General features: G+C 35.2%; 22 protein-coding genes and 1 other RNA gene. 5 read left to right on the forward strand and 18 right to left on the reverse strand.

Annotation, left to right across the window (positions count from 1 at the left end):
- Positions 1–171: 171 nt before the first annotated feature.
- The gene (locus MHI00_RS08975) at positions 172–1,845 is read right to left on the reverse strand and encodes a formate--tetrahydrofolate ligase (protein WP_341112935.1); all 1,674 of its coding nucleotides are present in this window, start codon (positions 1,843–1,845) and stop codon (positions 172–174) included.
- A gap of 231 nt (positions 1,846–2,076) precedes the next feature.
- Here MHI00_RS08975 and MHI00_RS08980 point away from each other — a divergent pair, with 231 nt between their 5' ends.
- Positions 2,077–2,286, forward strand: a complete 210-nt coding sequence (locus MHI00_RS08980) for a cold-shock protein (protein WP_015076283.1) — start codon at positions 2,077–2,079, stop codon at positions 2,284–2,286.
- Positions 2,287–2,377: 91 nt separating this feature from the next.
- On the opposite strand, the gene MHI00_RS08985 is transcribed toward MHI00_RS08980, so the two are convergent.
- Complete coding sequence (locus MHI00_RS08985) at positions 2,378–2,947, reverse strand: YdeI/OmpD-associated family protein (RefSeq protein WP_010052954.1); 570 nt, start codon at positions 2,945–2,947, stop codon at positions 2,378–2,380.
- Between the two features lie 149 nt (positions 2,948–3,096).
- Positions 3,097–3,591: an EbsA family protein gene (locus MHI00_RS08990; RefSeq protein ID WP_010052955.1), complete on the reverse strand. Its 495-nt coding sequence runs from the start codon at positions 3,589–3,591 to the stop codon at positions 3,097–3,099.
- 253 nt (positions 3,592–3,844) lie between these two features.
- On the opposite strand from MHI00_RS08990, the gene MHI00_RS08995 reads away from it, so the two are divergent.
- The gene (locus tag MHI00_RS08995; protein ID WP_010051240.1) at positions 3,845–4,273 is read left to right on the forward strand and encodes a ribonuclease HI family protein; all 429 of its coding nucleotides are present in this window, start codon (positions 3,845–3,847) and stop codon (positions 4,271–4,273) included.
- A gap of 95 nt (positions 4,274–4,368) precedes the next feature.
- Positions 4,369–4,722, forward strand: a complete 354-nt coding sequence (locus MHI00_RS09000) for a hypothetical protein (RefSeq protein WP_015076281.1) — start codon at positions 4,369–4,371, stop codon at positions 4,720–4,722.
- A gap of 70 nt (positions 4,723–4,792) precedes the next feature.
- On the opposite strand, the gene MHI00_RS09005 is transcribed toward MHI00_RS09000, so the two are convergent.
- The 5 genes from MHI00_RS09005 to MHI00_RS09025 all read right to left on the reverse strand — a co-directional run bounded on the left by MHI00_RS09005 (position 4,793) and on the right by MHI00_RS09025 (position 9,058).
- Entirely contained in the window at positions 4,793–6,301 is a 1,509-nt protein-coding gene (locus MHI00_RS09005; protein ID WP_341112944.1) for a carboxypeptidase M32, read from the reverse strand.
- 2 nt (positions 6,302–6,303) lie between these two features.
- Positions 6,304–7,458, reverse strand: a complete 1,155-nt coding sequence (locus MHI00_RS09010) for a THUMP domain-containing class I SAM-dependent RNA methyltransferase (protein WP_015076279.1) — start codon at positions 7,456–7,458, stop codon at positions 6,304–6,306.
- A gap of 208 nt (positions 7,459–7,666) precedes the next feature.
- Positions 7,667–8,048: RNase P RNA component class B (gene rnpB, locus MHI00_RS09015), an RNA gene on the reverse strand.
- Positions 8,049–8,092: 44 nt separating this feature from the next.
- The gene (gene gpsB, locus MHI00_RS09020; RefSeq protein WP_010051232.1) at positions 8,093–8,422 is read right to left on the reverse strand and encodes a cell division regulator GpsB; all 330 of its coding nucleotides are present in this window, start codon (positions 8,420–8,422) and stop codon (positions 8,093–8,095) included.
- Between the two features lie 99 nt (positions 8,423–8,521).
- Positions 8,522–9,058 (reverse strand): DUF1273 domain-containing protein, encoded by a 537-nt coding sequence (locus MHI00_RS09025; protein ID WP_015076278.1) that lies wholly within the window; start codon positions 9,056–9,058, stop codon positions 8,522–8,524.
- A 70-nt stretch (positions 9,059–9,128) separates the two neighbouring features.
- Here MHI00_RS09025 and recU point away from each other — a divergent pair, with 70 nt between their 5' ends.
- Together recU and MHI00_RS09035 are read left to right on the forward strand one after the other, a co-directional pair.
- The gene (gene recU / locus MHI00_RS09030; RefSeq protein WP_010051228.1) at positions 9,129–9,749 is read left to right on the forward strand and encodes a Holliday junction resolvase RecU; all 621 of its coding nucleotides are present in this window, start codon (positions 9,129–9,131) and stop codon (positions 9,747–9,749) included.
- Positions 9,750–9,772: 23 nt separating this feature from the next.
- Positions 9,773–12,409: a PBP1A family penicillin-binding protein gene (locus MHI00_RS09035; protein WP_135054934.1), complete on the forward strand. Its 2,637-nt coding sequence runs from the start codon at positions 9,773–9,775 to the stop codon at positions 12,407–12,409.
- 65 nt (positions 12,410–12,474) lie between these two features.
- On the opposite strand, the gene nth is transcribed toward MHI00_RS09035, so the two are convergent.
- The 10 genes from nth to argB all read right to left on the reverse strand — a co-directional run bounded on the left by nth (position 12,475) and on the right by argB (position 23,564).
- Positions 12,475–13,119: an endonuclease III gene (gene nth / locus MHI00_RS09040; protein ID WP_010051225.1), complete on the reverse strand. Its 645-nt coding sequence runs from the start codon at positions 13,117–13,119 to the stop codon at positions 12,475–12,477.
- Positions 13,120–13,139: 20 nt separating this feature from the next.
- Positions 13,140–13,853 carry a DnaD domain-containing protein gene (locus tag MHI00_RS09045; RefSeq protein ID WP_056998752.1) on the reverse strand — a complete coding sequence of 238 codons (714 nt, stop codon included), beginning with the start codon at positions 13,851–13,853 and terminating at the stop codon, positions 13,140–13,142.
- Between the two features lie 109 nt (positions 13,854–13,962).
- Positions 13,963–15,261 carry an asparagine--tRNA ligase gene (gene asnS / locus MHI00_RS09050; protein ID WP_010051222.1) on the reverse strand — a complete coding sequence of 433 codons (1,299 nt, stop codon included), beginning with the start codon at positions 15,259–15,261 and terminating at the stop codon, positions 13,963–13,965.
- 32 nt (positions 15,262–15,293) lie between these two features.
- Positions 15,294–16,487, reverse strand: coding sequence for a pyridoxal phosphate-dependent aminotransferase (locus MHI00_RS09055; RefSeq protein ID WP_341112965.1), 1,194 nt, complete (start codon positions 16,485–16,487; stop codon positions 15,294–15,296).
- 26 nt (positions 16,488–16,513) lie between these two features.
- On the reverse strand, positions 16,514–16,990 hold the full coding sequence (locus MHI00_RS09060; protein ID WP_010051220.1) for a cell wall elongation regulator TseB-like domain-containing protein: 477 nt from the start codon (positions 16,988–16,990) through the stop codon (positions 16,514–16,516).
- A gap of 109 nt (positions 16,991–17,099) precedes the next feature.
- The gene (gene dinG, locus MHI00_RS09065) at positions 17,100–19,907 is read right to left on the reverse strand and encodes an ATP-dependent DNA helicase DinG (RefSeq protein ID WP_445662551.1); all 2,808 of its coding nucleotides are present in this window, start codon (positions 19,905–19,907) and stop codon (positions 17,100–17,102) included.
- Between the two features lie 117 nt (positions 19,908–20,024).
- Positions 20,025–20,498, reverse strand: a complete 474-nt coding sequence (locus MHI00_RS09070) for a hypothetical protein (protein ID WP_010051217.1) — start codon at positions 20,496–20,498, stop codon at positions 20,025–20,027.
- A 157-nt stretch (positions 20,499–20,655) separates the two neighbouring features.
- Positions 20,656–21,597 carry an ornithine carbamoyltransferase gene (gene argF / locus MHI00_RS09075; RefSeq protein WP_010051215.1) on the reverse strand — a complete coding sequence of 314 codons (942 nt, stop codon included), beginning with the start codon at positions 21,595–21,597 and terminating at the stop codon, positions 20,656–20,658.
- A gap of 81 nt (positions 21,598–21,678) precedes the next feature.
- Positions 21,679–22,809, reverse strand: coding sequence for an acetylornithine transaminase (locus MHI00_RS09080; RefSeq protein WP_341115135.1), 1,131 nt, complete (start codon positions 22,807–22,809; stop codon positions 21,679–21,681).
- Positions 22,810–22,811: 2 nt separating this feature from the next.
- On the reverse strand, positions 22,812–23,564 hold the full coding sequence (gene argB / locus MHI00_RS09085) for an acetylglutamate kinase (protein ID WP_341112973.1): 753 nt from the start codon (positions 23,562–23,564) through the stop codon (positions 22,812–22,814).
- Positions 23,565–23,797: the final 233 nt, after the last annotated feature.

A 23,797-nucleotide genomic window follows, 5' to 3' on the forward strand; every position in this document is an offset into this window, starting at 1 on the left:
TCCCACCTCCTTGCTTTAGCATAAACTATGTGGTAACCACACAGTCAACAATTTATTTTTTATTTCGTTTACCTCAAAAATAATTCCCGTCTAAAACACCTTTTATTTGACCATTTCATTAAAAATAGAGAAACAAAAGATTTTCATCTATGTTTCTCTGCATTTATCTATTTAAAATAAGCCTGATACTGTTCCGTCTTCTGCAACATCCATATTCAAAGCTGCAGGTTGTTTAGGCAAACCAGGCATCGTCATTACATCACCCGTTAAAGCAACAATAAATCCAGCTCCTAATTTTGGAACAAATTCTCTAATTGTCACGATAAAGTCGGATGGACACCCCAATAAACTGGGATCATCCGAAAGAGAATATTGGGTTTTAGCCATACAAATAGGTAAATTACCCCAACCATTTTCTTCGAAATTTTTCATTTGTGTTAAGGCTTTTTTAGAAAAGGCAACACCCTTTCCACCATATATTTTTTGAACAATTTTCGTAACTTTGGTTTCAATAGTTTCATTGTCAGTATCATACAAAGGAGAAAAAACCTGTGTATGGTCTATCTCTGCTAAAACAGCCTCTGCTAAAGCTACACCACCTTCAGAACCTTTCTCCCAAACTGAAGTTAATGCAGCTTCAACACCTAATGCTAGACATTTTTCTTTTACCATTTGGACCTCAGCAACAGTATCACTGACAAATTCATTAATTGCCACAACTACTGGCAATCCATAGCTTTGCATATTTTCAATATGTTTTTGTAAATTTGAAAATCCAATTTCAACGGCTTCCACATCTTCACTAGCTAAATTAGATTTAGGAACGCCACCATGCATTTTTAACGCGCGAATAGTCGCCACAACAACGACTACATCAGGAGCTTTTTTCAACTGTGGGACTTTTATATCAAGGAATTTTTCAGCGCCTAAATCTGCACCAAATCCAGCTTCAGTCACAGTGTAATCTGCTAAATGTAACGCTGTTCGGGTTGCTAAGACACTATTACATCCATGCGCGATGTTAGCAAATGGGCCACCATGAACTAAAGCAGGTGTATGTTCTAATGTTTGAACTAAATTAGGTTTGATCGCATCTTTTAGAAGCAATGTTAAAGCACCTTCAACTTTTAGATCCTTGACAGTAACTGGCTGACGTTGATAGGTATAGCCAACTACAATTTTTGATAATCTTTTTTTCAAATCCTTTAAACTTGTAGCTAAACATAATATTGCCATAATCTCACTCGCTACCGTAATATCAAAACCATCTTCGCGAGGTACCCCTTGTAAAGGACCACCAAGACCGATTGTCACATGTCGTAAGGCACGATCGTTTAAATCAACAACCCGTTTCCAAATAACGCGACGAGAATCAATCAATAATTCATTTCCTTGAAAAATATGGTTATCAATTAAAGCAGATAACGCGTTATTTGCTGCAGTAATCGCATGCATATCGCCAGTAAAATGCAAATTAATATCTTCCATCGGAACAACTTGAGCATATCCGCCACCAGCAGCACCACCTTTGATTCCCATTGTAGGACCTAAAGAAGGCTCTCTTAATGCAATCATAGTGGATTTACCAAGACGACTTAGAGCATCTGCTAAACCAATTGTAACCGTTGATTTCCCTTCGCCAGCTGGAGTTGGATTGATTGCTGTCACCAAAATTAATTTACCCGTTGAGCCTTCTTGACTCTTTTCAAGTGTTTCAAAATCTATTTTTGCTTTATACTTCCCATAAAGCTCTAAGTGATCACTCTCTAAATTTATTTTCTGCGCAATTTTTTCAATTGGTTCCATTTCTGTTTGTTGTGCAATTTCAATATCTGATAAAGTCATTCAAAATCTCCCCCGTTTTCCAAACTAATCGTGATTAGTTTCAATCTATCTGGGTCAATTATACAATACAACCTTGGTAAAAAGGAACCCGATTGTATAAATCAGTATTTATTTTATAATTATCAGCGATTATAATTGACGTGGGAGCGGAATCTTTCTATAATGAAGGTAGCCAGACAATAACTCTTTTGAATGGTCACTACCATTACGAGTATAGGGGGACATGTACATATGGAAAATGGAACAGTCAAGTGGTTCAGTACTGAAAAAGGGTACGGATTTATTGAATATAATGATGGTGAAGATTTGTTTGTCCATTTTACCGGAATCGAAGGAGAAGGTTTTAAGACTCTTTCAGAAGGACAGCATGTCAGTTTTGTTGTACTTGAAGGCACCCGTGGTTTACAAGCTACCCAAGTGAATGTTTTAGAAAAAGAATAATTATTGAATAAAAAGCTCATAGAAAAATCCCCGCAAAGTAAAAAATACTTTGTGGGGATTTTATCTTTTTCCGCTTTCAAAAAGTTCTTCTTTAATAATATTTATCAATACCTCCGTAGCCTTTAATTTGGCTTCCTTGTTTCGTCTTTCGAATGAAATTATTCAATCTTTTATGAAATTCATCTGGTCGTTTCCGCGCAGCATCAATATAAGCAATTCGAATACGTTTATAGGGATCTGAAAATGTTTGATAATTTTCCCAAACTTCTTGATCTTCTTTTAAGAGGCACAGAATATCTTCTGGAAAAACAAATGTTTCTGAAAGAACTTTTGACACCTCATCTAGAATAGTTGGATGAATGAGTTGGTTAGCCATTAACCAATGTAGTCTTTCTTTATTTGCTTGGGAATAGGTGCTCTTAGGATTTCTTCGAGAAAACCTTTGAACTTTAAACTCTTCATTGAATGATCTTACCGTACTATCTATCCAGCCAAAACATAAAGCTTCTTCTACGGCATCGTTGTAGGAAACCCCACTTTTATGTGATGCTTTTAGAGGAAATAAAAACCAAATTTCAGTACATTTATCCGCATTCGTTAGCAGCCAATGCCGCCATTCTTCTCGATTTTCAAAATAAATTGGATTCACTTTTGACTCCATATTCCTATGCTCCTTATTCCACCTATTATTTTTTTCGGGTTTATCATAAGAATTTTCTACTCATTTTTAACAATAAACCTATTATAACACAAGAAAAATGATGAAAACTAAAAAATAAAACTCAAACCATTTATCAGGTTTGAGTTTTATTAATTTGTAGCTTTTTTTACAGTATCCATTCTATTTTCCACGGTTGCTCCATGAATATAAGAAACTGTGTCTTCATCTTTAGTCACAGAAACTTCCGGGTACATTTCAAGAAATTTTTTCCAAAATAATTGCTTATTCTTTTTATTGAAAAAATAAAGCACAACTGAGTGTTCATCGTTTTTCATCTCTAAGTCTTGTCCCCAACGATAAACTGTCGCATGTCCAATCTCATCAATCGAAATATCTGTCTTTTTAATTCCTCTTAAATAATTCAAATAAATTTTATTTTGTTGGATAATCAAATGTGAGCCCATCCCTAAATAAACACTAGTGACAAATAAAAGAGCAAAAATAATACTAATCGCATTTGCACGCTGTATTTCTAAAATTCCAATTAAGCTAATAGAAAATAGGATTGAACTTACAGACCAATAAATAACTTGATACGCAGGCTCTAAGGAAAGTCGATAATTTTTTTTATCTTCATTTTTCAAAACTGTGCTCACTCCTTTTTGCGTTACTCCACTGTTTACATAGTATCACAGATTAAAAGAGGATGCCATTAAGAAAATCATAAACCAATAATCTTAAGAATAAATTATGTAAAAAAACAAAGGAAGTAAGTATTATTTTGGATAAATACGTAAACAAAATCTTTTATTTATATAAATAAAAGATAAAACACTAGCTTTTCTTTCATGAAACTTTTACACTTGTCTTATTAAACTTATTTAAAAGGAGCTAACTATGTTAAAACTATATACTGATGCTTCCACTAAAGGGAACCCTGGCCCAAGCGGCGCTGGAGTTGTCGTGATTGGGGAAAATATTTATGATCAACTTGCTTTTCCATTAACAAACTTATTAGACAATCATGAAGCTGAATTTGAAGCCTTAATTTGTGGTTTAACCTATTTAAAAGAACAAAATATGCAAGCTGGCACATTAATGATCTATACAGATAGCCAAATTGTAGCTAGAGCCGTTGAGCGCAATTACGCAAAAAAAGCAAATTATCAACTATACTTAAGTCAAATCCGTTCTCTTTTAGCTCCTTTTGAATTAACTTTTATTAATTGGGTAGCTGAAAATCAAAATAAAGGTGCAGATCATATGGCTCGTCAAGCTTTACAAGAAAGGTTAAAATCAATTGAACAAAAAAGCTCAATTGATTGAATTTTTATGAATAAACAGTATACTAAAACTAAGGAATAGTTCATTTGCTTATGTTGGCTCTTCCAGTTTAAAACAATAAAGGAGTTGTTCTAATTATGATAGTCCTATTAACAGCTAGATCAGCCTCTGATAATGCAGGTATTGCTATGTTGCTACTAACTTCACTGATTCTTTTTATTTTAGGTCGTTTGATTTATAAAGGCAAAATGCTTTGGATTTTAGCCAAAGAACCAAAAGGGAATCCTAGCAAATTAAAAATTCAACAACAATTTAGATTAGCTAGACGAGTTGGTTCTAGTGCAATTTGGGCCGCAGTAGTCACTTTATTTGGTGGTTTAAGTTCAATTAGAGTTTCTTCGGATAGCCTTCACACTCTTTTCTTTTCTGCCTTTATCTTTTCAATAGTTGGTCCAACTATTTATTTAACACAAAAAACAAATAGATCATAATTTGGCTACAAAAGATTGAAAAAAAGGCTAAGAATTCTCTTAACTGAGAATTCTTAGCCTTTTAATTTGCTTAATAGTGATAAACTTCTTGGTAAATCTTATCTTGCAATGCCAATAAATAACGAGGATTTAAAGGTTCGCCTGTTGCATTCTTAATTAATTCATTTGGTTCTTTAAGAGAACCATATTGATGAATATTATCCGTTAACCATTGACGGATTGGTTCATAGTTACCCGTTTTATAGATAGCTGCCAAGTCTATTTCTTGAGCCATAGAATGTTGTAATTGAGCTGCATACATAAAGCCTAAAGCATACGATGGGAAATAGCCAAAACTGCCACCACTCCAATGCACATCTTGTAGAATACCAACTGTATCATTTTCAGGTGTAATCCCTAGATACTCTTGATATTTTTCATTCCAAATTTGCGGCAAGTCAGAAACAGACACCCCTTCATTAAAAATCAGCTTTTCAATCTCATAACGGATAATAATATGCAATGGATAGGTTAACGTATCTGCTTCAATTCGAATCAAAGATGGCGCTGTTTTATGAAGACCTTTATAGAATGTCTCAAAATCAATGTCATCTAGTTTTCCTACACTATATGATTGAAGCAATTCATAGTTGTCCTGCCAAAAATTCTTATCACTACCCATCACAATTTCGTAAAATAATGACTGCGATTCGTGAATCCCCATTGATACTCCTCCTCGCAAAGGAGTGTAATCAAAACGTTCAGCAATATTTTGTTCATATATACCATGACCAGCTTCATGAATAATGCCAAATACAGCCATTTTAAAATTATGTTCATCCCATCTTGTTGTGATTCGTGCATCATTTCGGTTCATACTTTCCATAAAAGGATGTGTCGTATCATCTAAACGACCCGCGGTAAAGCGATAACCCATTTTTTCAATCACTTTTATACTAAAAGCTCGTTGATTTTCAATACTGATATACCGACTTAAAAAATCAGTTGTTGGAGTTGTTCCTTTTTCGTTGATTTTTTTTACTATTTCTTGAATCCCCTCACGAAGTTCAGTAAAAACAGCATCTAAAATCTCGACAGTCATCCCTGGCTCATATTGGTTTAATAAAACATCATAAGGCGTCTTTTCATCCTTATGCCAATACTCAATGAATTTCTTTTTAAAAGCAATAATTTTAGCTAATGAAGGTTCAAAAATAGTGAAATCTTGTGCATCACGAGCTTTGCGCCAAGAGCTATCTGCTTGAGAAATAACTTTAATAAATTCTTGGTACTCAGCTTGTGGAATCTTATGATTTAAATCATAGTTCTTTTGAACAATTTCAACCATTTTTTTCAAATCAGAGTTCAGGTCTTCTTGATGTTGGCTTAAATAAGTCAAGTAATCGGCCATACTTTTAGAAACTGATTTTTCAAAAGCTAAACCAGCGATATAGCTAGTTACTTCTGAGCGGTGCTCACTAGAATCTTCTGGCATACCTGTTAATGCATCCCAACCTAATAAAGCATCTGTTTCTTCTAGCAATGAAATTTCTTTTAATAAACCTAAAAATCCCTGTATTTGTTGTTCTAATTCTGTCATATTTAGTCCTCCTGTTTACGCGGTGCACGAGGTGGACGTTCTCCCCAATATTGGAAGAAATCGGTTCTTAAAGCACCGTTGTATAATTTACGTTTTTTAGTTGCACGTTCGCCATAAAAACTTTCAAAAGTTAAATCACTTGTTAAAATATACTTACTCCACGTTTTTAGTGGACGATAAGTCGTACCCATTTGACGATAAAGAGTATGAACAGCTTCCTCTTCACCTAAACGTTCACCATATGGTGGATTTGCAATAATTACTCCATATTTTTTATCGGTAGTAAAATCACTTAACTGCATTTGTTTAAAGGTAATGCTATCTCCTAAACCAGCTTCAATAGCATTTTCTTGTGCGATTTCAATCATATAGCCATCGATATCTGTCCCTACAATATCTAATTCAACGTCATAATCCGCTAAACCTTCAGCTTCTGTACGTACTTCAGACCAAATCTCTTTATCAAACCATTCCCACTCTTCTGCCGCAAAACTACGGTTAAAGCCTGGTGCAATATTGTGCCCAATCAAGGCTGCTTCAATTGGAATCGTTCCAGAACCACATACAGGATCATATAGAGGGCGGTCTTTTCTCCAACTTGTTAACATAACTAACGCCGCTGCCATATTTTCTTTTAGCGGAGCGCCACCTTTAGAGGTACGGTAGCCACGTTTAAACAAACTTGGTCCAGTAGTATCTAAAGTCAAGGTAACTTTATCTTTTAACAAAGCCACTTCTAATTGATACAAGGCACCTGTTTCAGGCAAACGAGTATTCCGATGGTAGACATCACTTAACCGGTCAACAATCGCTTTTTTTACAATCGCTTGGCAATCTGAAACACTATATAGTTTTGATTTAATCGATTTTCCAGCTACAGGAAAATGCGCATCCATCGGCAATAAATCTTCCCACGGTAGAGCTTTCGTTTTTTCAAATAATTCATCAAATTCGTACGCATCAAATTCTCCAACAATAATTTTAACTCGATCTGCTGTGCGTAACCATAAATTGGTTTTAGCAATGTCACGTTCTGTTCCTTTAAAAAAGACCTTACCGTTCTCTACTTGACACTCATACCCTAAATCTTTAATTTCTTTCCCGACAAGAGCTTCAATCCCACTAGCTGCCGTTGCAACAAGTTGAAAATTTTTCATTTAAATTCCTCACTTCTATTTTGATTACTTGATCAAAATAAGTTTATTTCATTCCTCTATCTACAAAAAACTTATTTATAAACAGTTCTTTCCTATTGTAGCACTTTTTAGATGCGATTTCACAAAAATTTGATCGGTTGATACAAACTAAACTAAATAAAAAAGCGCCACCTTCAAAAGAAGATGGAGCCTTCCTGAATTTGTAAATTTCTGTAAGCCATGTTCTGTCTCAGATAAAAAGTCAGGGTCTCTTTTATCCGGAGGTAATTATCTGTCTGCAATTACTTGCCTCTTTCTCTCGTTGAATTCCTTAGAAAGAGTGCCCCTACCAAAGTTTGGGTTGCTCGCTCGAGGGGTTTACCGCGTTCCACCATTAGCGTTTCCACTAATGCTTCGTCACTGTGGCACTTTTCAAGAATACTCAGGCATAGTTACAAGTAACCTTAGCACTTTTTTTCTGCCGTTACTTTATATTTCTATAAAGGCCTTAGCTTATTTTTTCGCTAAGCACGAACACTACAAGCATCTCAGCTTGTGCGAGCATGGACTTTCCTCAGCCTAGTCTAGCTAGACCGCAATTACCCAAAATTTACAAATTTTATTGAATTTTTTATTCATTTAACTAAATTTAAACTTATAATTCATCTGTATCGTCTAATTTTGAACCAAATACGTGTCTTTCTAAGTTAGAAAGGCGTTTTAAAATATCAAAATTAGTTACTGTTGTATTCGGTTGTGCTGAATACGCTGGTTTTGCAACAGTCGCTTGTTTAGTTAATTCGTCAACTTTACTAAGTAAACGCTCATTTTCAGCTTTCAGTTGCGTTAATTCTTTGTTGTACGATTCGTAATCGCGGATTACATTATCCAAAAACTCATCAACTTCCGCTGGACTATAGCCGCGCATTGCTGTTTTAAATTCTTTTTGTAAAATATCTTTTGTGGTTAAATTTCTATTTGCCATGGTTACACCTCATTTTTTCATACTCTCACAAATTGATTATAACACAATTTTGTAACTTAATGCTATTGTACCAAAAATAACAGTAAAAAAAAACTAATTTTACAAATCACTACTACTATTTTGCAATTGATCAAAGTCAATCAAGGAACAAGGATAGTTAACTTGATCTGCTTTACGTTGAATTGCTTCATATAAGTATTTTGTTTTCCCTTCAAATTCGGGGTCATAAACTAATAAAGCTTCATCACTATGGTCTAATAAAAATTGTTGATGCGCTCTTAATTGGAGCGGATTTTCATATGGTTTATGCGAAGTGCTATCTGTATAATCTGCGTATCCTTTAATTTTTTCTAATTTCATTCGATTTTGTTCGTTCCAGTTAGAGCCAAACTCATAAAACGGAAAAATAACCCCTAGTTTGATTTCTGGATAATCAGATTTCAATTCATTGACTACTTCTGCACTCCATTGTTCTACGCCAGATTGTCCACCAACTAAAATCCATTCAACCCCATTTTCAATCAAGTTTATTAAATTTTCTTTTAAACATTTTTTTATGACTATTATTTTAGGATCATCCTCTTTAAATACACCTAATTCAAAAGAACGATATCCACTGATTATTAAATTTGACATAAGCTACCAGCCTTCTACTTTTCTTTACCGCCTATAATTTGATATAATAGAAAAAGGAGTGTGATTATTTGTGGCTATTAAATATCCAAACGGTAAGAGCTATACTAATAGTGCCGAATTTAGCAAAAAAAAGCAAGCCCCGAAAAAAGATCATTCTTTTGCCAAACGTGGAATGACCTTGGAAGAGGATATAAATGCTAGCAATGAAAGCTATCTAGCTTTTGGAAAAGCGGTTATCCATAAAAAACCAACACCTGTTCAAATCGTGCAAGTGGATTATCCAAAAAGAAGCGCTGCGGTAATTAAAGAAGCTTATTTTAGACAAGCTTCTACAACAGATTATAATGGGGTATATAAAGGTTTTTATTTAGATTTCGAAGCGAAGGAAACGAAAAACAAACAATCTTTTCCTTTGAAAAATTTCCATGAGCACCAAATAACTCATATGAAACAATGTATCGAGCAACAAGCCATTTGTTTTGTTCTCTTGCGTTTTTCATTATCTAATCGGCTCTTTTTGCTTGAGGCAACCAAGCTAATTTCATTCTGGGACTTACAAAATAATGAAGGTCGCAAGTCAATTCCATTAGAAGAACTTGAAAAATCTGGCTATGAATTGTATTATGGGTTATCCCCTCGCATCCCGTATTTAGATGCAGTTGATTTAATTATTGAAAAAGCGGACGAATAATCGTCTTTTGAAGGAGTAGATAAATGATGGACAATAACAATGACGAGATGTCACGAGTTGCACAGAAACAAAAGAAAACAACAACTAAAGTTAAAAAAAATGGAAAACCTAAAATGAAACTTTGGAAAAAAATCATTTTAAGTATTGTTGGTATCGGCGTTATCGGACTAGCATCTGGCGTAGCATTATTTGCTTATTATGCTTCTTCTGCCCCAACGTTAACTGAAAAAGATTTACGTGGCGTGATTTCATCTAAAATCTTAGATAGTAAGGGTCAGGTTATTAAAGAAATTGGAAGTGAAAATCGTGAAGTCGCTGAAGGGGATGAGATTCCTCAACAACTTAAAGACGCCATTACTTCCATTGAGGATCGCCGTTTTTATAAACATTTCGGTATTGATCCCATTCGAATTGGCGGGGCTGTCGTTGCCAATTTAACTGGTGGATTTGCTTCCGAAGGTGGAAGTACATTAACCCAACAATTAGTTAAACTTTCAGTCTTTTCCACAAAAGCCTCAGATCAAACCTTAAAAAGAAAAGCTCAAGAAGCTTGGCTTGCTATTCAATTAGAGCGCAAATTTTCAAAGGAACAAATCCTTGAATTTTATATTAATAAAATCTATCTTGCTAATAATAATTACGGTATGGCCAAAGCTAGTACCTATTATTTTGGAAAACCTTTAACTGAATTAAGTTTAGCTCAGGTGGCTTTATTAGCTGGTATGCCACAAGCTCCTAACACCTATGATCCTTACACGAATCCTGAGGAAGCAACTAAACGTCGCAACTTGGTCTTAGACGCTATGTATGACAATAAAAAAATTACAGCAAGTGAGCGTGATGCGGCTAAAGCAGAAGATGTAACGACGGGTCTTGTGGAACATCAAGCCGATAGTTCAGATGATTTAGTGATTGATGCTTATTTAGAACAGGTTATTGAAGAGGTTACGAAAAAAACAGATTTAGATGTCTTCACTGATGGATTAACTGTTTATACAAACTTAGATATGGATGCGCAAAAACATCTTTATGATACCTTAAATACAGAAGACTATATTGCTTATCCAGATGATCAATTGCAAGCTGGTGTCTCAATGGTAGACGTAAATACTGGACAAATTAAAGCGTTAGGTGGAAGTCGCAAACAAACTGCTCAACGTGGCTTAAATCGCGCTACTGATTTAAAACGTAGTGTTGGTTCAACAATGAAACCTTTATCTGCCTACGGGCCAGCAATTGACTATTTAAATTATTCAACCTATCAACAAGTAATTGACGGACCTTACACTTATTCTGATGGAACGCCAATTGCCAATTATGACAAACGCTATCGAGGTCAAATGTCCATTCGAACAGCGTTAGAAGATTCGAGAAATATTCCAGCATTAAAAACCTTGCAAGAAGTCGGTTTAGATAAATCGAATACATTCTTACAAGGATTAGGAATCGATATTAAGCAACCTGATGGAGTTACCAACGGCTTAGTCGAATCTAATGCTATTGGTGGTGAGGTTACCCCTCTTCAATTATCTGCGGCATATGCAGCCTTTGCCAATGGTGGGACGTATTATGAACCTTATGCAGTTAGCAAAGTTGTCTTACAAAATGACTCTGAAATTGATTTAAAAACCAAAGGTACAGAAGCAATGAAAGATTCAACTGCTTACATGATGACTGATATGCTGAAAGATGTCATTAAAAGCGGAACGGGAACAAACGCACAAATTCCAAACTTACCACAAGCTGGTAAAACCGGAACAACTAATTACGATGATACAATTGCGGCTAAGTTCCCTGATTCTTCTGCTCCAGATGCTTGGTTCAGCGGATATACAACAAATTACTCAATTTCTGTTTGGGTAGGATATGATGATCCAAATGCAGATAATCATGATCTAAATCCGACTTCACAAAAATTACCAGGCTTAATTTATAAAGAATTAATGTCCCACGTTTCAGCAAATATCGAAACAAAAGATTGGAAAAAGCCAAGTACAGTTGTCTCTTCCGCTGTAGAAAACGGTTCTAATCCTGCTAAAAAGCCAGGACCAAACACACCACAAAGTAGTATTGTTAATGAACTTTTTGTCAAAGGGTTTGCTCCTACAGAAACATCAATTTCTTACGGGGAAGCATTAACTGCTCCAACAGGATTAACGGCTAGCTACGATAAAGCGAAGAACAGCATTTCAATTTCTTGGGATGCATACAAGTTACAAGCTTCAGGTACACCAAGTTATGTTCTAACAGTCGGTGGACAAAGTTATACAACCAGTGATTTAAATTATACGGTCTTATCACCTCCTGAAGGTGAAGTAAGTATTAGCCTTTCTGTTAGCGCAAATGGAAAAACTGGACCTGCAGCATCCACTTCAGTTCAAGTACCAAAAACAACTGAAGAACCGCCAGCAAAAGATTCTTCTAGTGATAGTTCTAGTCAAAGCAGTTCGTCTAGTTCAAGCAGTAGCAGTTCATCTGCTACATCTTCTTCATCAGAACCAGAAAGTAGCAGTTCTAGCAGTAGCAGTGAGGAAGTTCCTGACCCAGAGGGCACACCGCCTCCTGGAGGGACCGCAAGAAATACCAACGCTAAAAGTGGCAGTAAAGAAACCATTCCATTTTTAGCTGGACTGACTAGTTTTGTTAAAAATTGGTTTTAATCATTGAATAAAAAAAGTTCTCTCTCAAAATAGTTTTATTTTGAGAGAGAACTTTTTATTTATTTTTAAATACCCATCCGTTGTTTGCCTTCACGACATTCTTCTAATAACGGACAAATATCACATTTAGGACTCCTAGCTGTACAATGATAACGACCAAAAAAAATAAGACGGTGATGGGCTTCAACCCACATTGATTCGGGTAATTTTTTCATTAATGTTGCTTCCACTTCACCCACCGAATCTTTTAAGCGGCATATCCCTAAGCGTTTTGTTACTCGTTCAACATGGGTATCAACAGCTATAGCAGGTACACCAAAAGCATCTCCTAGTACAACATTGGCCGTCTTGATACCTACACCTGGTAAAGAAGTAAGCTCTTTTCTCGTTTTTGGCACCTCACCGTTAAACTCCTCAATCAACTTACGACAGCATCCCTGTATATGTCTAGCTTTATTACGAAATAGACCAATCGTCTTAATATCATCCATGATTGCTTCCACTGGAACAGCCAAAAAGGCTTCTGGAGTTGGATATTTTTCAAATAGATGCGGTGTGACTTTATTAACTGAAATATCTGTTGCTTGCGCACTTAGCATCACCGCAATTAATAATTCAAAGGGATTTTTATGTGTCAATTCACATTTAGCATTAGGGAACATCTCCCCCATCACTTCAATAGCATGAATTGTTTTAGCTTTTGAGAACAAACTTCTACCTCCTCTACTGACTACTCATTTTTCAACCAATTATGCAAAGGTACTTGCATGGTAGATTCATTTTTTGCTGCTTTTTTTACTTGATTCGCTGGTGCTGAATTTTGTCTGAATTTTTCAGACTCTTTTAATACTTGATCTTTTGTCCGTATATTTTTGCGTTCCCAGCTTAACAAAATTCGATCAACATATTTCAAGCTATAAACTTGGCTCAAAACAGCTTCTCGTAAAGCCAACTCGATTAATTCCAACGCATAATGATCTTCATCTAGCCACATTCCAATCGTTTCAATTTCAATCGGCGATAACGGTCTGCCAAATTCTGCTTCAAATTGTTCATATAAATTCTTTTCTTGATCAATCGAATCAGATTGTTTTTTTATTTGCTCTTCTTGATGGATATAAATGACTAATTTATCCCAAAGTAAGGTTAAACTATAATAATCCTGACTTTTCCCATCAGGGCTTGTTTCCGTTTCGATAGTTAAGACTTGTTTCTTTATCAACTCATGGATACCTTGAAAAACTTGGTCTGTTGAGCTGCCCATTCGATCTGCAATTTGTTTGGTATCGGGAAATAAACTCCCTTGATCGATCATCGCTTTTAATTGGATAATTAAAACAAGCTCTTCATTGCTTAGACCTATTTGACGGTAATAGGTTAATAGAACATTAGAAACCGTTGTGTCTCCCGCTTTTAACCATTTTTGTAACACTTGATTATTCATCTTCATCAAACTCCTTACTTCATTATCTTACGCTATTTTTTGTGGTAAAACAACTGATCAATGAAAAGAAAAGATGTTACCTAATAAATAGGTAACATCTGCTTTCATATTAAGGATAGATACGATTTAATAGACGTGGGAATGGAATTGACTCACGAATATGTTCTGTACCACTAATCCAAGTTACCGCTCTTTCAAGACCTAAGCCAAAACCAGAATGCGGAACTGTTCCATATTTACGTAAATCTAAATACCAAGCGTAATCTTCTTCTGTTAAACCGAATTTTTTAATTGCAGCTGATAGATTATCAAAATCAACTTCACGTTCACTACCACCAATGATTTCTCCATAACCTTCTGGAGCAATCATATCTGCACATAAAACAACATCATCACGATCAGGATGTGGCTTCATATAGAATGGTTTAATCGCTTTAGGATAGTTCAAAATAAAGACTGGTTTATCAAATGAACTAGCAATAAAGGTTTCGTGAGGTGAACCAAAGTCATCTCCCCATTTAACATCATCAAAGCCATTTTCATTTAATAACTTAACAGCATCATCATATGAAATTCTTGGGAATGGCAACTCTGTATATTTTTTCAATAATTCTTTATCACGTTCTAAGACATTTAATGCATAATCACAATTATCTAAAACACTTTGGACTAAATAAGCAACGTATTGTTCTTGGACTTCTAAGCTTTGATCTTGATCCATAAAGGCCATTTCTGGTTCAATCATCCAAAATTCAATCAAATGACGACGAGTTTTAGATTTTTCAGCTCTAAATGTTGGACCAAATGAAAAGACTTTACCAAAAGCCATTGCAGCTGCTTCCATATACAATTGACCACTTTGAGAAAGATAAGCTTCTTCATCAAAATACTCAGTATGGAATAATTCTGTTGTATCTTCAGCAGCACTTGCTGTTAAAATAGGTGGATCAATTTTCATAAATCCTTCTTTATTAAAGAATTCGTATGTTGCACGAATCAATTCATTTCTAATTTGCATAATTGCATGTTGTTTTGAAGAACGTAACCAAAGATGACGATGGTCCATTAAAAATTCAGTTCCATGTTCTTTAGGAGTAATTGGATAGTCATGACTTTCACCAATAACTTCAACACCACTGACAACAATTTCGTAACCGAATTTTGAGCGGCTATCTTCTTGAATCGTTCCTTTAACCATAATTGATGTTTCTTGATTTAAACCTTTTGCTAATTGAAAAACATCATCGCCAACTTCACTTTTTACTACGATTCCTTGGAAAAAAGCTGTTCCATCTCGTAATTGTAAAAAGGCAATTTTACCACTTGAGCGTTTATTTGCCACCCATGCTCCAATCTCTACTTCTTCACCAACATAATTTTTTGCTTCATTAATCGTAATTCTCTTCACGTCTGCTTGCTCCTTTAGTTCAACTGAATTTTTTAGTCATTCATTTTTTCTAGTACATACTGATTTATTCGCTCAATCCCTTTAGTTAATGTTACTAAATCTGTTGCATAACTAATTCTAAAATTATCTGGTGCACCAAACCCAGAACCTTGGACGACCGCTACATGAGCTTCCATTAAAAGTTCATCGACAAATTCATCAACAGATGAGAACCCACAAGCCATCGCTGCTTTTTTGACATTAGGAAATAAATAAAAAGCTCCTTGTGGCTTTTTGACATCAAATCCAGGAATAGCTGACAATAGTGAATAAGCTACATTTAATCGTTCTTCAAAAGCTTGACGCATCGTTTCAACAATCTCTTGATCGCCACTTAATGCTTCAATCGCTGCATATTGACTCGCTGCTGTTGGATTACTAGTTGAATGACTTGCCACATCAATCATGGCTTTAATAATCTTCGCATTCCCCAAAGCGTATCCAATCCGCCACCCTGTCATTGCATAAGTCTTTGAAACACCATTCACTAAAATAGTTTGAGCTTTAATTTCATCAGATATCGTCGCAATCGAAATGAACTCATGTCCATTATAAATCAGTTTGCCATAAATTTCATCTGAAACAATTAAAATATTATTTTTAACTGCCCAATTTCCAATTGCCGCCAACTCTTCTTTTGTATAAATCATCCCAGTTGGGTTCGAAGGAGAATTCAGTAAAAGGGCTTTTGTTTTGGAAGATAGCTGTGCTTCAAGTTGCGCCACAGTTACCTTATAATCATTTTCAGGTTGTGTTTCAATCACAACAGGTTGTCCTGCCGCTAATTTCACTTGTTCTGTATAGCTAACCCAGTAAGGTGCTAAAATTAAAACTTCATCACCTTCATTTAAAATAGCTTGAAACAAATTATATAACACATTTTTAGCACCGTCTGCGACGATAACTTCATTGTCTTCATAAACAAGTCCTTCATCTTCTAAAACGCGCTGTAACACCGCTTTACGCAACTCTGGTAAACCAGCCGTTGCAGTGTAGTAACTAGCACTTCCGTTTTCAATAGATCGAATCGCTGCTTTTTTGATTGAATCCGCAGTCTGAAAATCAGGTTCCCCAACCCCTAAGCCAATAATATCAATGCCTTCAGCAAGTAATTTTTTAGCTTTTGCACTTGTTGCTAAAGTAATCGATGGTGATACATTTTTCATTCTCTCAGAAATTAAATCCATTCTTCCACGCCCCCATTATTTACTACTTAAATATTGCCAATATCACGAACATACTCTCCGTCTTTTAGCGTAATAATATGATAACCTAGTCGTCCATTTTCTTCTTTATAAGCAACTTCCCAAATTGGGACTCCTTTTTCCATCCCAATTCTTGTTTCTAAAATTTTCTTAGGATTTTTGGCTTCACGAGTTAACTTACGAGCTTCGCTTTCAGAAATTGTATCGCTTTGTTGAATAATTTGCGTTTTTGCTCCTTTTTTTGCAATAATCACGATAATATTTTCTTTTTTATCATTTTTTCCAGTTACAGTAAAATAAGTTTCAGTTCCATTATACCAGAAAAATTGATCCATTTCTTTTAATCCTGCATGTTCTTCAGCGATTTCTACAGCTTCTTTTCGTGCTTTCGCCATCGGTTGATGCCCAACATAATACACATACCCCGCTCCAATGACAATAATGGACATCACAATCGTTAAGGTTAAAATAATTCCTTTTTTCATTCGTTCACCTACTTTAATGAGTTTATAATTAATTTCACACGATTAGTTTTATTCTAACTCTTCTAGTATATCAAATTTCCAGCGCTTTTTTTACACGAAATTCTTATATTTAACGTAAGAATTTTTTGGTTTCAGCCGAAATTTCTTTAATCGTTAATGACTCTTTAGGCAATTCTTTAGGTAATGCTTGCAGCATATGCTTACCGTAATTAGTTTTAAATAAACGATCGTCTAAAATTAATAGAATCCCTTTGTCCTGCTCTGACCGAATTAAGCGCCCTAATCCCTGTCTTAAACGTAAAGTTGCTTTTGGTAAAGCATCTACTGAAAAAGGATTTAACTGTTGCTGGGCAAGTAATTGGTATTTCGCTTTTGTATAGGGCTGTTCTGGTGAATCAAAAGGCAAACGCGTAATCACAATCATCCGCAAGGCTTTGCCTGGTAAATCGACACCTTCCCAAAAACTATCTGCACCTAACAAAATCCCACCATTGGCATGAAAAAAACGTTTTAACATCCGCTCTCTACTGCCAGAAATCCCTTGAGCTAAAATTTCTCTTTCTGTAAATAAAGCTTTTTGTTGAATGCCTCGATAAACATCTTGCAAGGTCTCTAATGAATTAAATAGCACGAGCATATTTTCTACATTTTCTGTCGCTAATTGTTCTAAATGGCTGATAATGTCTGTAACATATTGTTTCTTCGATAAGCTCTTAATTGGTTTCATATCTGTTGAAAAATAAAGTCGTGCTTGCTTGGCATAGTTATACGGTGAGGGTAGTACTAAAGTAGTTAATTCAGCTTCACCAATTTGCTCTGTGAAATAAGAAAAACTTTCTTTAATTTCTAATGTTGCGCCTGTATAAACTATTTTAGAAATCTTTTCAACCAAATTCGTTTGTAAGAAACTACCACTATCTAATTTTGAACGTTTTATTTTAAAACTATTTTTCGGACTTTTTTCATTGTAAGTAAACCAAGTCACATCTTTTTTTTCAGACAATTGGAAAACTTCCGTAAACACTACATGGTTCTTAGCTATGCCCTTAAGCAATTGGTTAAACTCTTCTACAAAATAAATTTCGGATAATCCTAGTTGTTCTTTTTCATTTAAACAATTAGCTACGATTTGTTCTCCAATAAAATTAATTTCAACAAATAAAGCATGAATATCTTTAATCGCTTTTTTTATTTCTAAAGGCCAAATCGTTTCGGGATCCACTAAAATTTCTGTATATTCTTGACGTTTTTGTGAACCTTCTTTTAAAGAGTAGCTCCAAGTTAATAAATAATCAATAAAATCAGATAATTGCTCATCCAAAGATAAAATACTCATTTCTAAACTCGTCAGTTGATACATTTTAATCGCTTTTATTCGTTTTCCTAATTGACAAAATTGTTGTAAAAAACTTGAGTCCGCTTCAATTTTACCCAATGTTCGGAAAGCTTGAATTAAACTGTAGTAATTAAATAGTTCGCTAGAAGCACTAATAGCAACATCAGAAAGATGGTGAGCTTCATCAACGACTAAGGTTTCAACACATGGTAATTCTCGTTCTTCTCTTTGCAAATCGTGACATAAAAAAGCATGGTTCGTCACAATTAAACTGGCTTTTTCTGCTTGTTTTTTAGCAAATAAGTAAAAATCTTCGTCTTTCCATGCATCTTCCTTGGCGTCTACCAACCAACCTCGATGGCGCACTTTTTGCCAAAAAGGTTGATTTAAATTAGCTAAATTTAACTCATCAATATCTCCCGTTTTAGTTATAGTTAACCAAGTTAAAATTCGCATTTTAATTAAAGCTTCGTTTTTATGTGTTGTTTCTTTTTTTAATTCTGCTTCATATTTGGCTAGATGTAGATAATGGCTTTTGCTTTTAATAATAGCAGCAGAAAGTTTAAATGGCAGTAGTTGATTCAACTGCGCAATGTCTTTTTCCATCAGTTGCTTTTGCAATAATGTTGTATAGGTACTTACCATTACCGGTTTTTCTGGTGTTCCATGATAAGCCAATGGAATTAAATAGCCTAATGTTTTCCCAACACCCGTCGCAGCTTCTATCGCCATATGTTTTTTAGAATCCCCAGAAAAATAAGTATTTAAGGTATCCATCATGGTTATTTGAGCTTCACGTACTGTCAATTTATCTTTAAATAAAGTCGTTTTCTCATCTGTACCGAGTGGATAATCAGATTGCTCCCGATAAGAACGGCTTTCAATTACAACTTCTTTCTTTTGAAGCGCAATGCCATTTTTTATAAGTAGATTTTCTGGTAACGGTGGCAAACTACTTTTAAGTTCCTCTAAACGATCACTAAAAAATTCAGCGGTATCCATTGAACAATGTTGAGCCAAAGGAACCAATTTTTCTAACGTTACTAGGGGCAATTCTTTGGCTTTTTCTTTTAGGAGTAAAAAAAGTTGCCCAGTAACATACGCATCACTATCTGCTTGATGCGGATTCTCATGTTTAAAATTAAATTGCGTAGCTAAATCCGTTAATCGAAAACTTGGTGCTGTGGGTAGTAGAATTTGAGCTAACTCAACAGTATCCATCCCTTTTAGTTTAAGCGGCGGCAAGCCACTTTGTTTTAATTCTCCATTTAAAAATTGATAATCAAATTGAATGTTATGAGCGACAAATATACAATCTGCTAAAAGATTATATATTGTAGTAGCAACATCTTCAAAATAGGGCGCATTTGCAACTTGTTTCGTTGTAATACCCGTTAAATATTCAATTTGCTTTGGAATACGCATTAATGGATTAATGTCTGTCGCAAATTTTTGAACAATTTCGCCATCTTCAATTAATACACAGCCAAATTGGATCATTTTATCGCCATTTTCAACATTTCCACCAGTCGTCTCAATGTCAACAACTGCGTATGTTTCTGTCTTTTTCAAAATCGTCACCTAATTCTTGTTTCGTCATGTTTTTCATCACTATACATCATACTATGAAGTGGCTAAAAATACAAAAAAACCTTACGAAACAACCAAAAAATCTGGAAATTTCGTAAGGTTATACTATTAGAATTTTTCTGGATATAAATCTTTCACTGTTTTAGTTGGATCAATCACAATATATAAATGATTGTCCTTAACATGAGAGCTTTGGTACTCATTGTCATTACCATCTGAATCTGTCGCTTTATATGGGAAATACACGCGGTCTTTATCCACAATTACGTCAGATTTAGGATGATTTGCATCTTTGTATAAAATATCCATCATTTCGATATCTGGATATTGTGTTGCACGTTCAAACATACCTAATTCTAATCCACCTAAGTTAATATCATCTGTATGAACATGATCTGCTTCTTGAGCAATTTCAATTCTTAAAGACTCACAAGGATAAATTTCTTGAAAATCACTTGTTCCAATTCTACCAAAACTTTTCGTAATTTGTTTAATCCATAAATCACCGATATGCTCTTTTCCAATTGTCCATGTTTCACCATTTCTGAAAAAGAATTTTAGTCCTACTACTTCTCTTTTCATGTGTATGATCTCCTTCGCAGTGTATTCTTTAGAATTTGGTGTTAGCGCTAACGAATTAACCTAACCCACACATACAGTTTACCATACTCTAAAATAAAATGCTTAAATTTAATCAGATTTTTAATCCATTTTGGAAACCCTCTCAAGTAATTAGACGTTAGATGCTATTATTTTCGCCAAGGGTCATGACAAGTAAAGCTTTTTGCCCGTGAAGTCTATTTCCCGCTTGTTGATAAATTAAGGAGTGTGGTCCATCGATGATTTCGCTAGTGACTTCTTCCTCACGATGGGCAGGTAAGCAATGTAAAAAATGATAGTCTGGTTTTGCATACGCTACTAATTTCGCGTTTACTTGATACTCTTCGGCAAAATCTTTTAATCGACTATCATTTTCTGCTTCTTGTCCCATACTTGTCCATACATCTGTATAAATAAAATCAGCATCTGTTACAGCCTCAATTGGACTTTCAGTTATGGATATAACGGCACCTGTTGATTCGGCAATATCTTGGGCTATTTTTAAAATAACCGGATCAACTGCGTATCCTTGAGGAATTCCACAATGAATCGTTAACCCGACCAAAGCACTTGCTAGTAACAATGAATGACAGACATTATTTCCATCGCCTAAATACGCCAATTTAACGCCCTCAAAAGTCCCCTTGACTTCATAAATAGTCAGCAAATCAGCGATTGCTTGACAAGGATGATGCTCATCTGTCAAACCATTAATAATTGGCATCGTCCCGTATTCAGCAAGTTGCTCCACAGTTTTATGGGCAAATGTCCGAATCATTAACCCATCTAGGTATTCGGATAGAACCTTTGCGGTATCTATGATTGGTTCGCCACGACCAATTTGCAAATCACGAGAAAACAGCACAATAGCAGAACCACCTAACTGCAACATTCCAGCTTCAAATGATACTCTTGTACGAGTAGAAGCTTTGTCAAAAATCATGCCTAATATTTTGCCTTTTAAAGCTTCTTGATATTTTTCAGGCTTGCCTTTGATATCAATGGCTAATTCAATCATGGATAGTAATTCCTCTGAGCTCCATTCCAATAATGTTAATGTATCTTTTTTAGTTGTCTGCATTAAAATCCTCCTATTTATAATAAGTTTGTTGAGCCGTTTAGACCTATCAAAAACTAGTTCCCTTACAATTTAGCTAACACTTTAAACGATTACTTCTTGAATCATTTGGCTTGCCTGTTCCAATTCTGGTTTTGCCACTGTTAAAGGTGGTAAAATGCGCAGTACTTTTTCACCAGCACCAAGTACAAGTAAACCGTTAGTTCTTAATTTTTCAACAATTTCTACAACTGGGATTGTCAGTTCAATGCCAATCATCAATCCTATACCTCTGATAGCTACAACTTGCTTCTTAGCTGCTAACTGTTCATTTAGTATTTGTTTAAAAAACAAACTTTTATTGGTTACATCTGCTAAAAATGATTCTTCATTAATAATTTCAATTGTTTTACTAGCAACAGCCATCGCTAATTTATTGCCTCCAAAAGTTGAACCGTGAACTCCAGCGCCAAAACTCTTAGCTAATTCTTTTTTTCCTAACATTGCTCCAACTGGAAAACCACTACCTAAACCTTTTGCAAGTGTGATAATATCTGGTTCAAAATCATAATGCTGATAACAAAAAAAGTTCCCTGTCCGACCAATTCCTGTCTGGACTTCATCAACAATCACTAAAACACCCATTTTATGACACAAAGCAACTAAATCCGTAATATACTCCTTTTCAGCAGGAATCACGCCACCTTCACCTTGAACTAATTCCAACATAACCGCTGCTGTCTCTTCATCAATAGCTGCCTCTAATGCAGAAAAATCGTTATAGGCCACATAATCAAAGGTTGGCAATAATGAGCCAAATCCTTCATGAATTTTAGCTTGTCCTGTTGCGCTCATAGTGGCAAAAGTCCGACCATGAAATGAATTTTTGCACGTTATAATTTTTTCTTTCCCAGTATGTCTACGGGCTAATTTCAGCGCAGCTTCATTGGCTTCTGCACCACTATTCGCAAAAAATGCTACATAATTAACTCCACATAAAGCTTCAGCCACCTCTTCTTGCAAACTATTTTCAAACAAATTTGATGTGTGCCAAATTTTATGACTTTGTTCTTCTAGGACACTCACCAGTTGCGGATGACAGTGACCTAAGTTACAAACCGCTATTCCAGAGGTGAAATCTAAATAACTTTTCCCTTCTTGATCAAAAACGGTAGTTCCAAGTCCACGAACCAATTCAATCGGTACTTTTGTATAATTTTGAAACAAAGAGCTCACCATTAACTTCCCTCCCCAATCATTTTAGTTCCTTGCACCGTTAGTCCTAATGTAACCCGAACTTGTTTCACTCCATTTCGCAAAGCGTAATGAGCACACTTTAATTTAGGAATCATCCCACCAGAAACCGTCCCGTTTTCAATAAACAAATCCAGTTCCTGATAAGATAAGCTTTTAAGAATTTTCCCTTCTTTTTTAACGCCTAAAACCTCGGTCATTAAAATCAATTCCTCAGCTTTCATGGCTTCTGCAATTTTACTAGCAGTATCATCTGCATTAATATTCAACCATTGACCATTATCGTCAACCCCTAATGGTGCCACAATAGCAATATAGCCTTGATCTAGGACATCTTTAAGTAACTCAGTATTTACTGTTTTTATTTCTCCAACAAACCCCAAACTACCTTGTTGAACTTGACTAGCAGATAGTAACTTGTTATTAGCAGCATTCAACCCTAAACACTTTATTTTTTGCCGAGCAAATTGTTGCAATAGGCTTGGCTGAACTTCCCCTAATAAAACCATTTTTGTCACTGCCAAAGCTTTTTCATTTGTGACACGTAAACCATTTTTTATTTCAACAGGGATAGCCAAATTTTCCATCCAATGTGTAATAGCTTTACCACCACCATGAACAATGATAATTTCTTTGCCTTGCTGCTGTAATTTTTTTAGATCTAAAAAAAATGTATCATCTAGCTCTTCACAAGAAACGCCGCCAATTTTAATCACAATCCGATTTGTTCCACTCATTTAATTTCCTCCTTATATAAAAAGTTTGTTGAGTCGATTAGACCTGGCAGAAAAATAGGAAATTCCAAGAAAAGTGTCTCTTTACTTTTTTGGGAATTTATCTTTTTTCCGAAGGTCTGGCTCAAAAGAACTGGCCTGAATAAAAAGTTTGTTGAGTCGATTAGACCTGGCAGAAAAATAGGAAATTCCAAGAAAAGTGTCTCTTTGCTTTTTTGGGAATTTATCTTTTTTCC

This window comes from Carnobacterium sp. FSL E2-0243 (genome assembly GCF_038003605.1).
Taxonomy (GTDB): domain Bacteria; phylum Bacillota; class Bacilli; order Lactobacillales; family Carnobacteriaceae; genus Carnobacterium; species Carnobacterium maltaromaticum.

Excerpts from the sequence above, each read along its gene's own strand:
- MHI00_RS08975 (WP_341112935.1), bottom strand. The coding sequence starts at position 1,845 with ATGACTTTATCAGATATTGAAATTGCACAACAAACAGAAATGGAACCA.
- MHI00_RS08980 (WP_015076283.1), top strand. The coding sequence starts at position 2,077 with ATGGAAAATGGAACAGTCAAGTGGTTCAGTACTGAAAAAGGGTACGGA.
- MHI00_RS08985 (WP_010052954.1), bottom strand. The coding sequence starts at position 2,947 with ATGGAGTCAAAAGTGAATCCAATTTATTTTGAAAATCGAGAAGAATGG.
- MHI00_RS08995 (WP_010051240.1), top strand. The coding sequence starts at position 3,845 with ATGTTAAAACTATATACTGATGCTTCCACTAAAGGGAACCCTGGCCCA.
- MHI00_RS09000 (WP_015076281.1), top strand. The coding sequence starts at position 4,369 with ATGATAGTCCTATTAACAGCTAGATCAGCCTCTGATAATGCAGGTATT.
- MHI00_RS09005 (WP_341112944.1), bottom strand. The coding sequence starts at position 6,301 with ATGACAGAATTAGAACAACAAATACAGGGATTTTTAGGTTTATTAAAA.
- MHI00_RS09010 (WP_015076279.1), bottom strand. The coding sequence starts at position 7,458 with ATGAAAAATTTTCAACTTGTTGCAACGGCAGCTAGTGGGATTGAAGCT.
- gpsB (WP_010051232.1), bottom strand. The coding sequence starts at position 8,422 with ATGGCAAATAGAAATTTAACCACAAAAGATATTTTACAAAAAGAATTT.
- MHI00_RS09025 (WP_015076278.1), bottom strand. The coding sequence starts at position 9,058 with ATGTCAAATTTAATAATCAGTGGATATCGTTCTTTTGAATTAGGTGTA.
- MHI00_RS09035 (WP_135054934.1), top strand. The coding sequence starts at position 9,773 with ATGATGGACAATAACAATGACGAGATGTCACGAGTTGCACAGAAACAA.
- MHI00_RS09045 (WP_056998752.1), bottom strand. The coding sequence starts at position 13,853 with ATGAATAATCAAGTGTTACAAAAATGGTTAAAAGCGGGAGACACAACG.
- MHI00_RS09055 (WP_341112965.1), bottom strand. The coding sequence starts at position 16,487 with ATGGATTTAATTTCTGAGAGAATGAAAAATGTATCACCATCGATTACT.
- MHI00_RS09060 (WP_010051220.1), bottom strand. The coding sequence starts at position 16,990 with ATGAAAAAAGGAATTATTTTAACCTTAACGATTGTGATGTCCATTATT.
- MHI00_RS09070 (WP_010051217.1), bottom strand. The coding sequence starts at position 20,498 with ATGAAAAGAGAAGTAGTAGGACTAAAATTCTTTTTCAGAAATGGTGAA.
- argF (WP_010051215.1), bottom strand. The coding sequence starts at position 21,597 with ATGCAGACAACTAAAAAAGATACATTAACATTATTGGAATGGAGCTCA.
- argB (WP_341112973.1), bottom strand. The coding sequence starts at position 23,564 with ATGAGTGGAACAAATCGGATTGTGATTAAAATTGGCGGCGTTTCTTGT.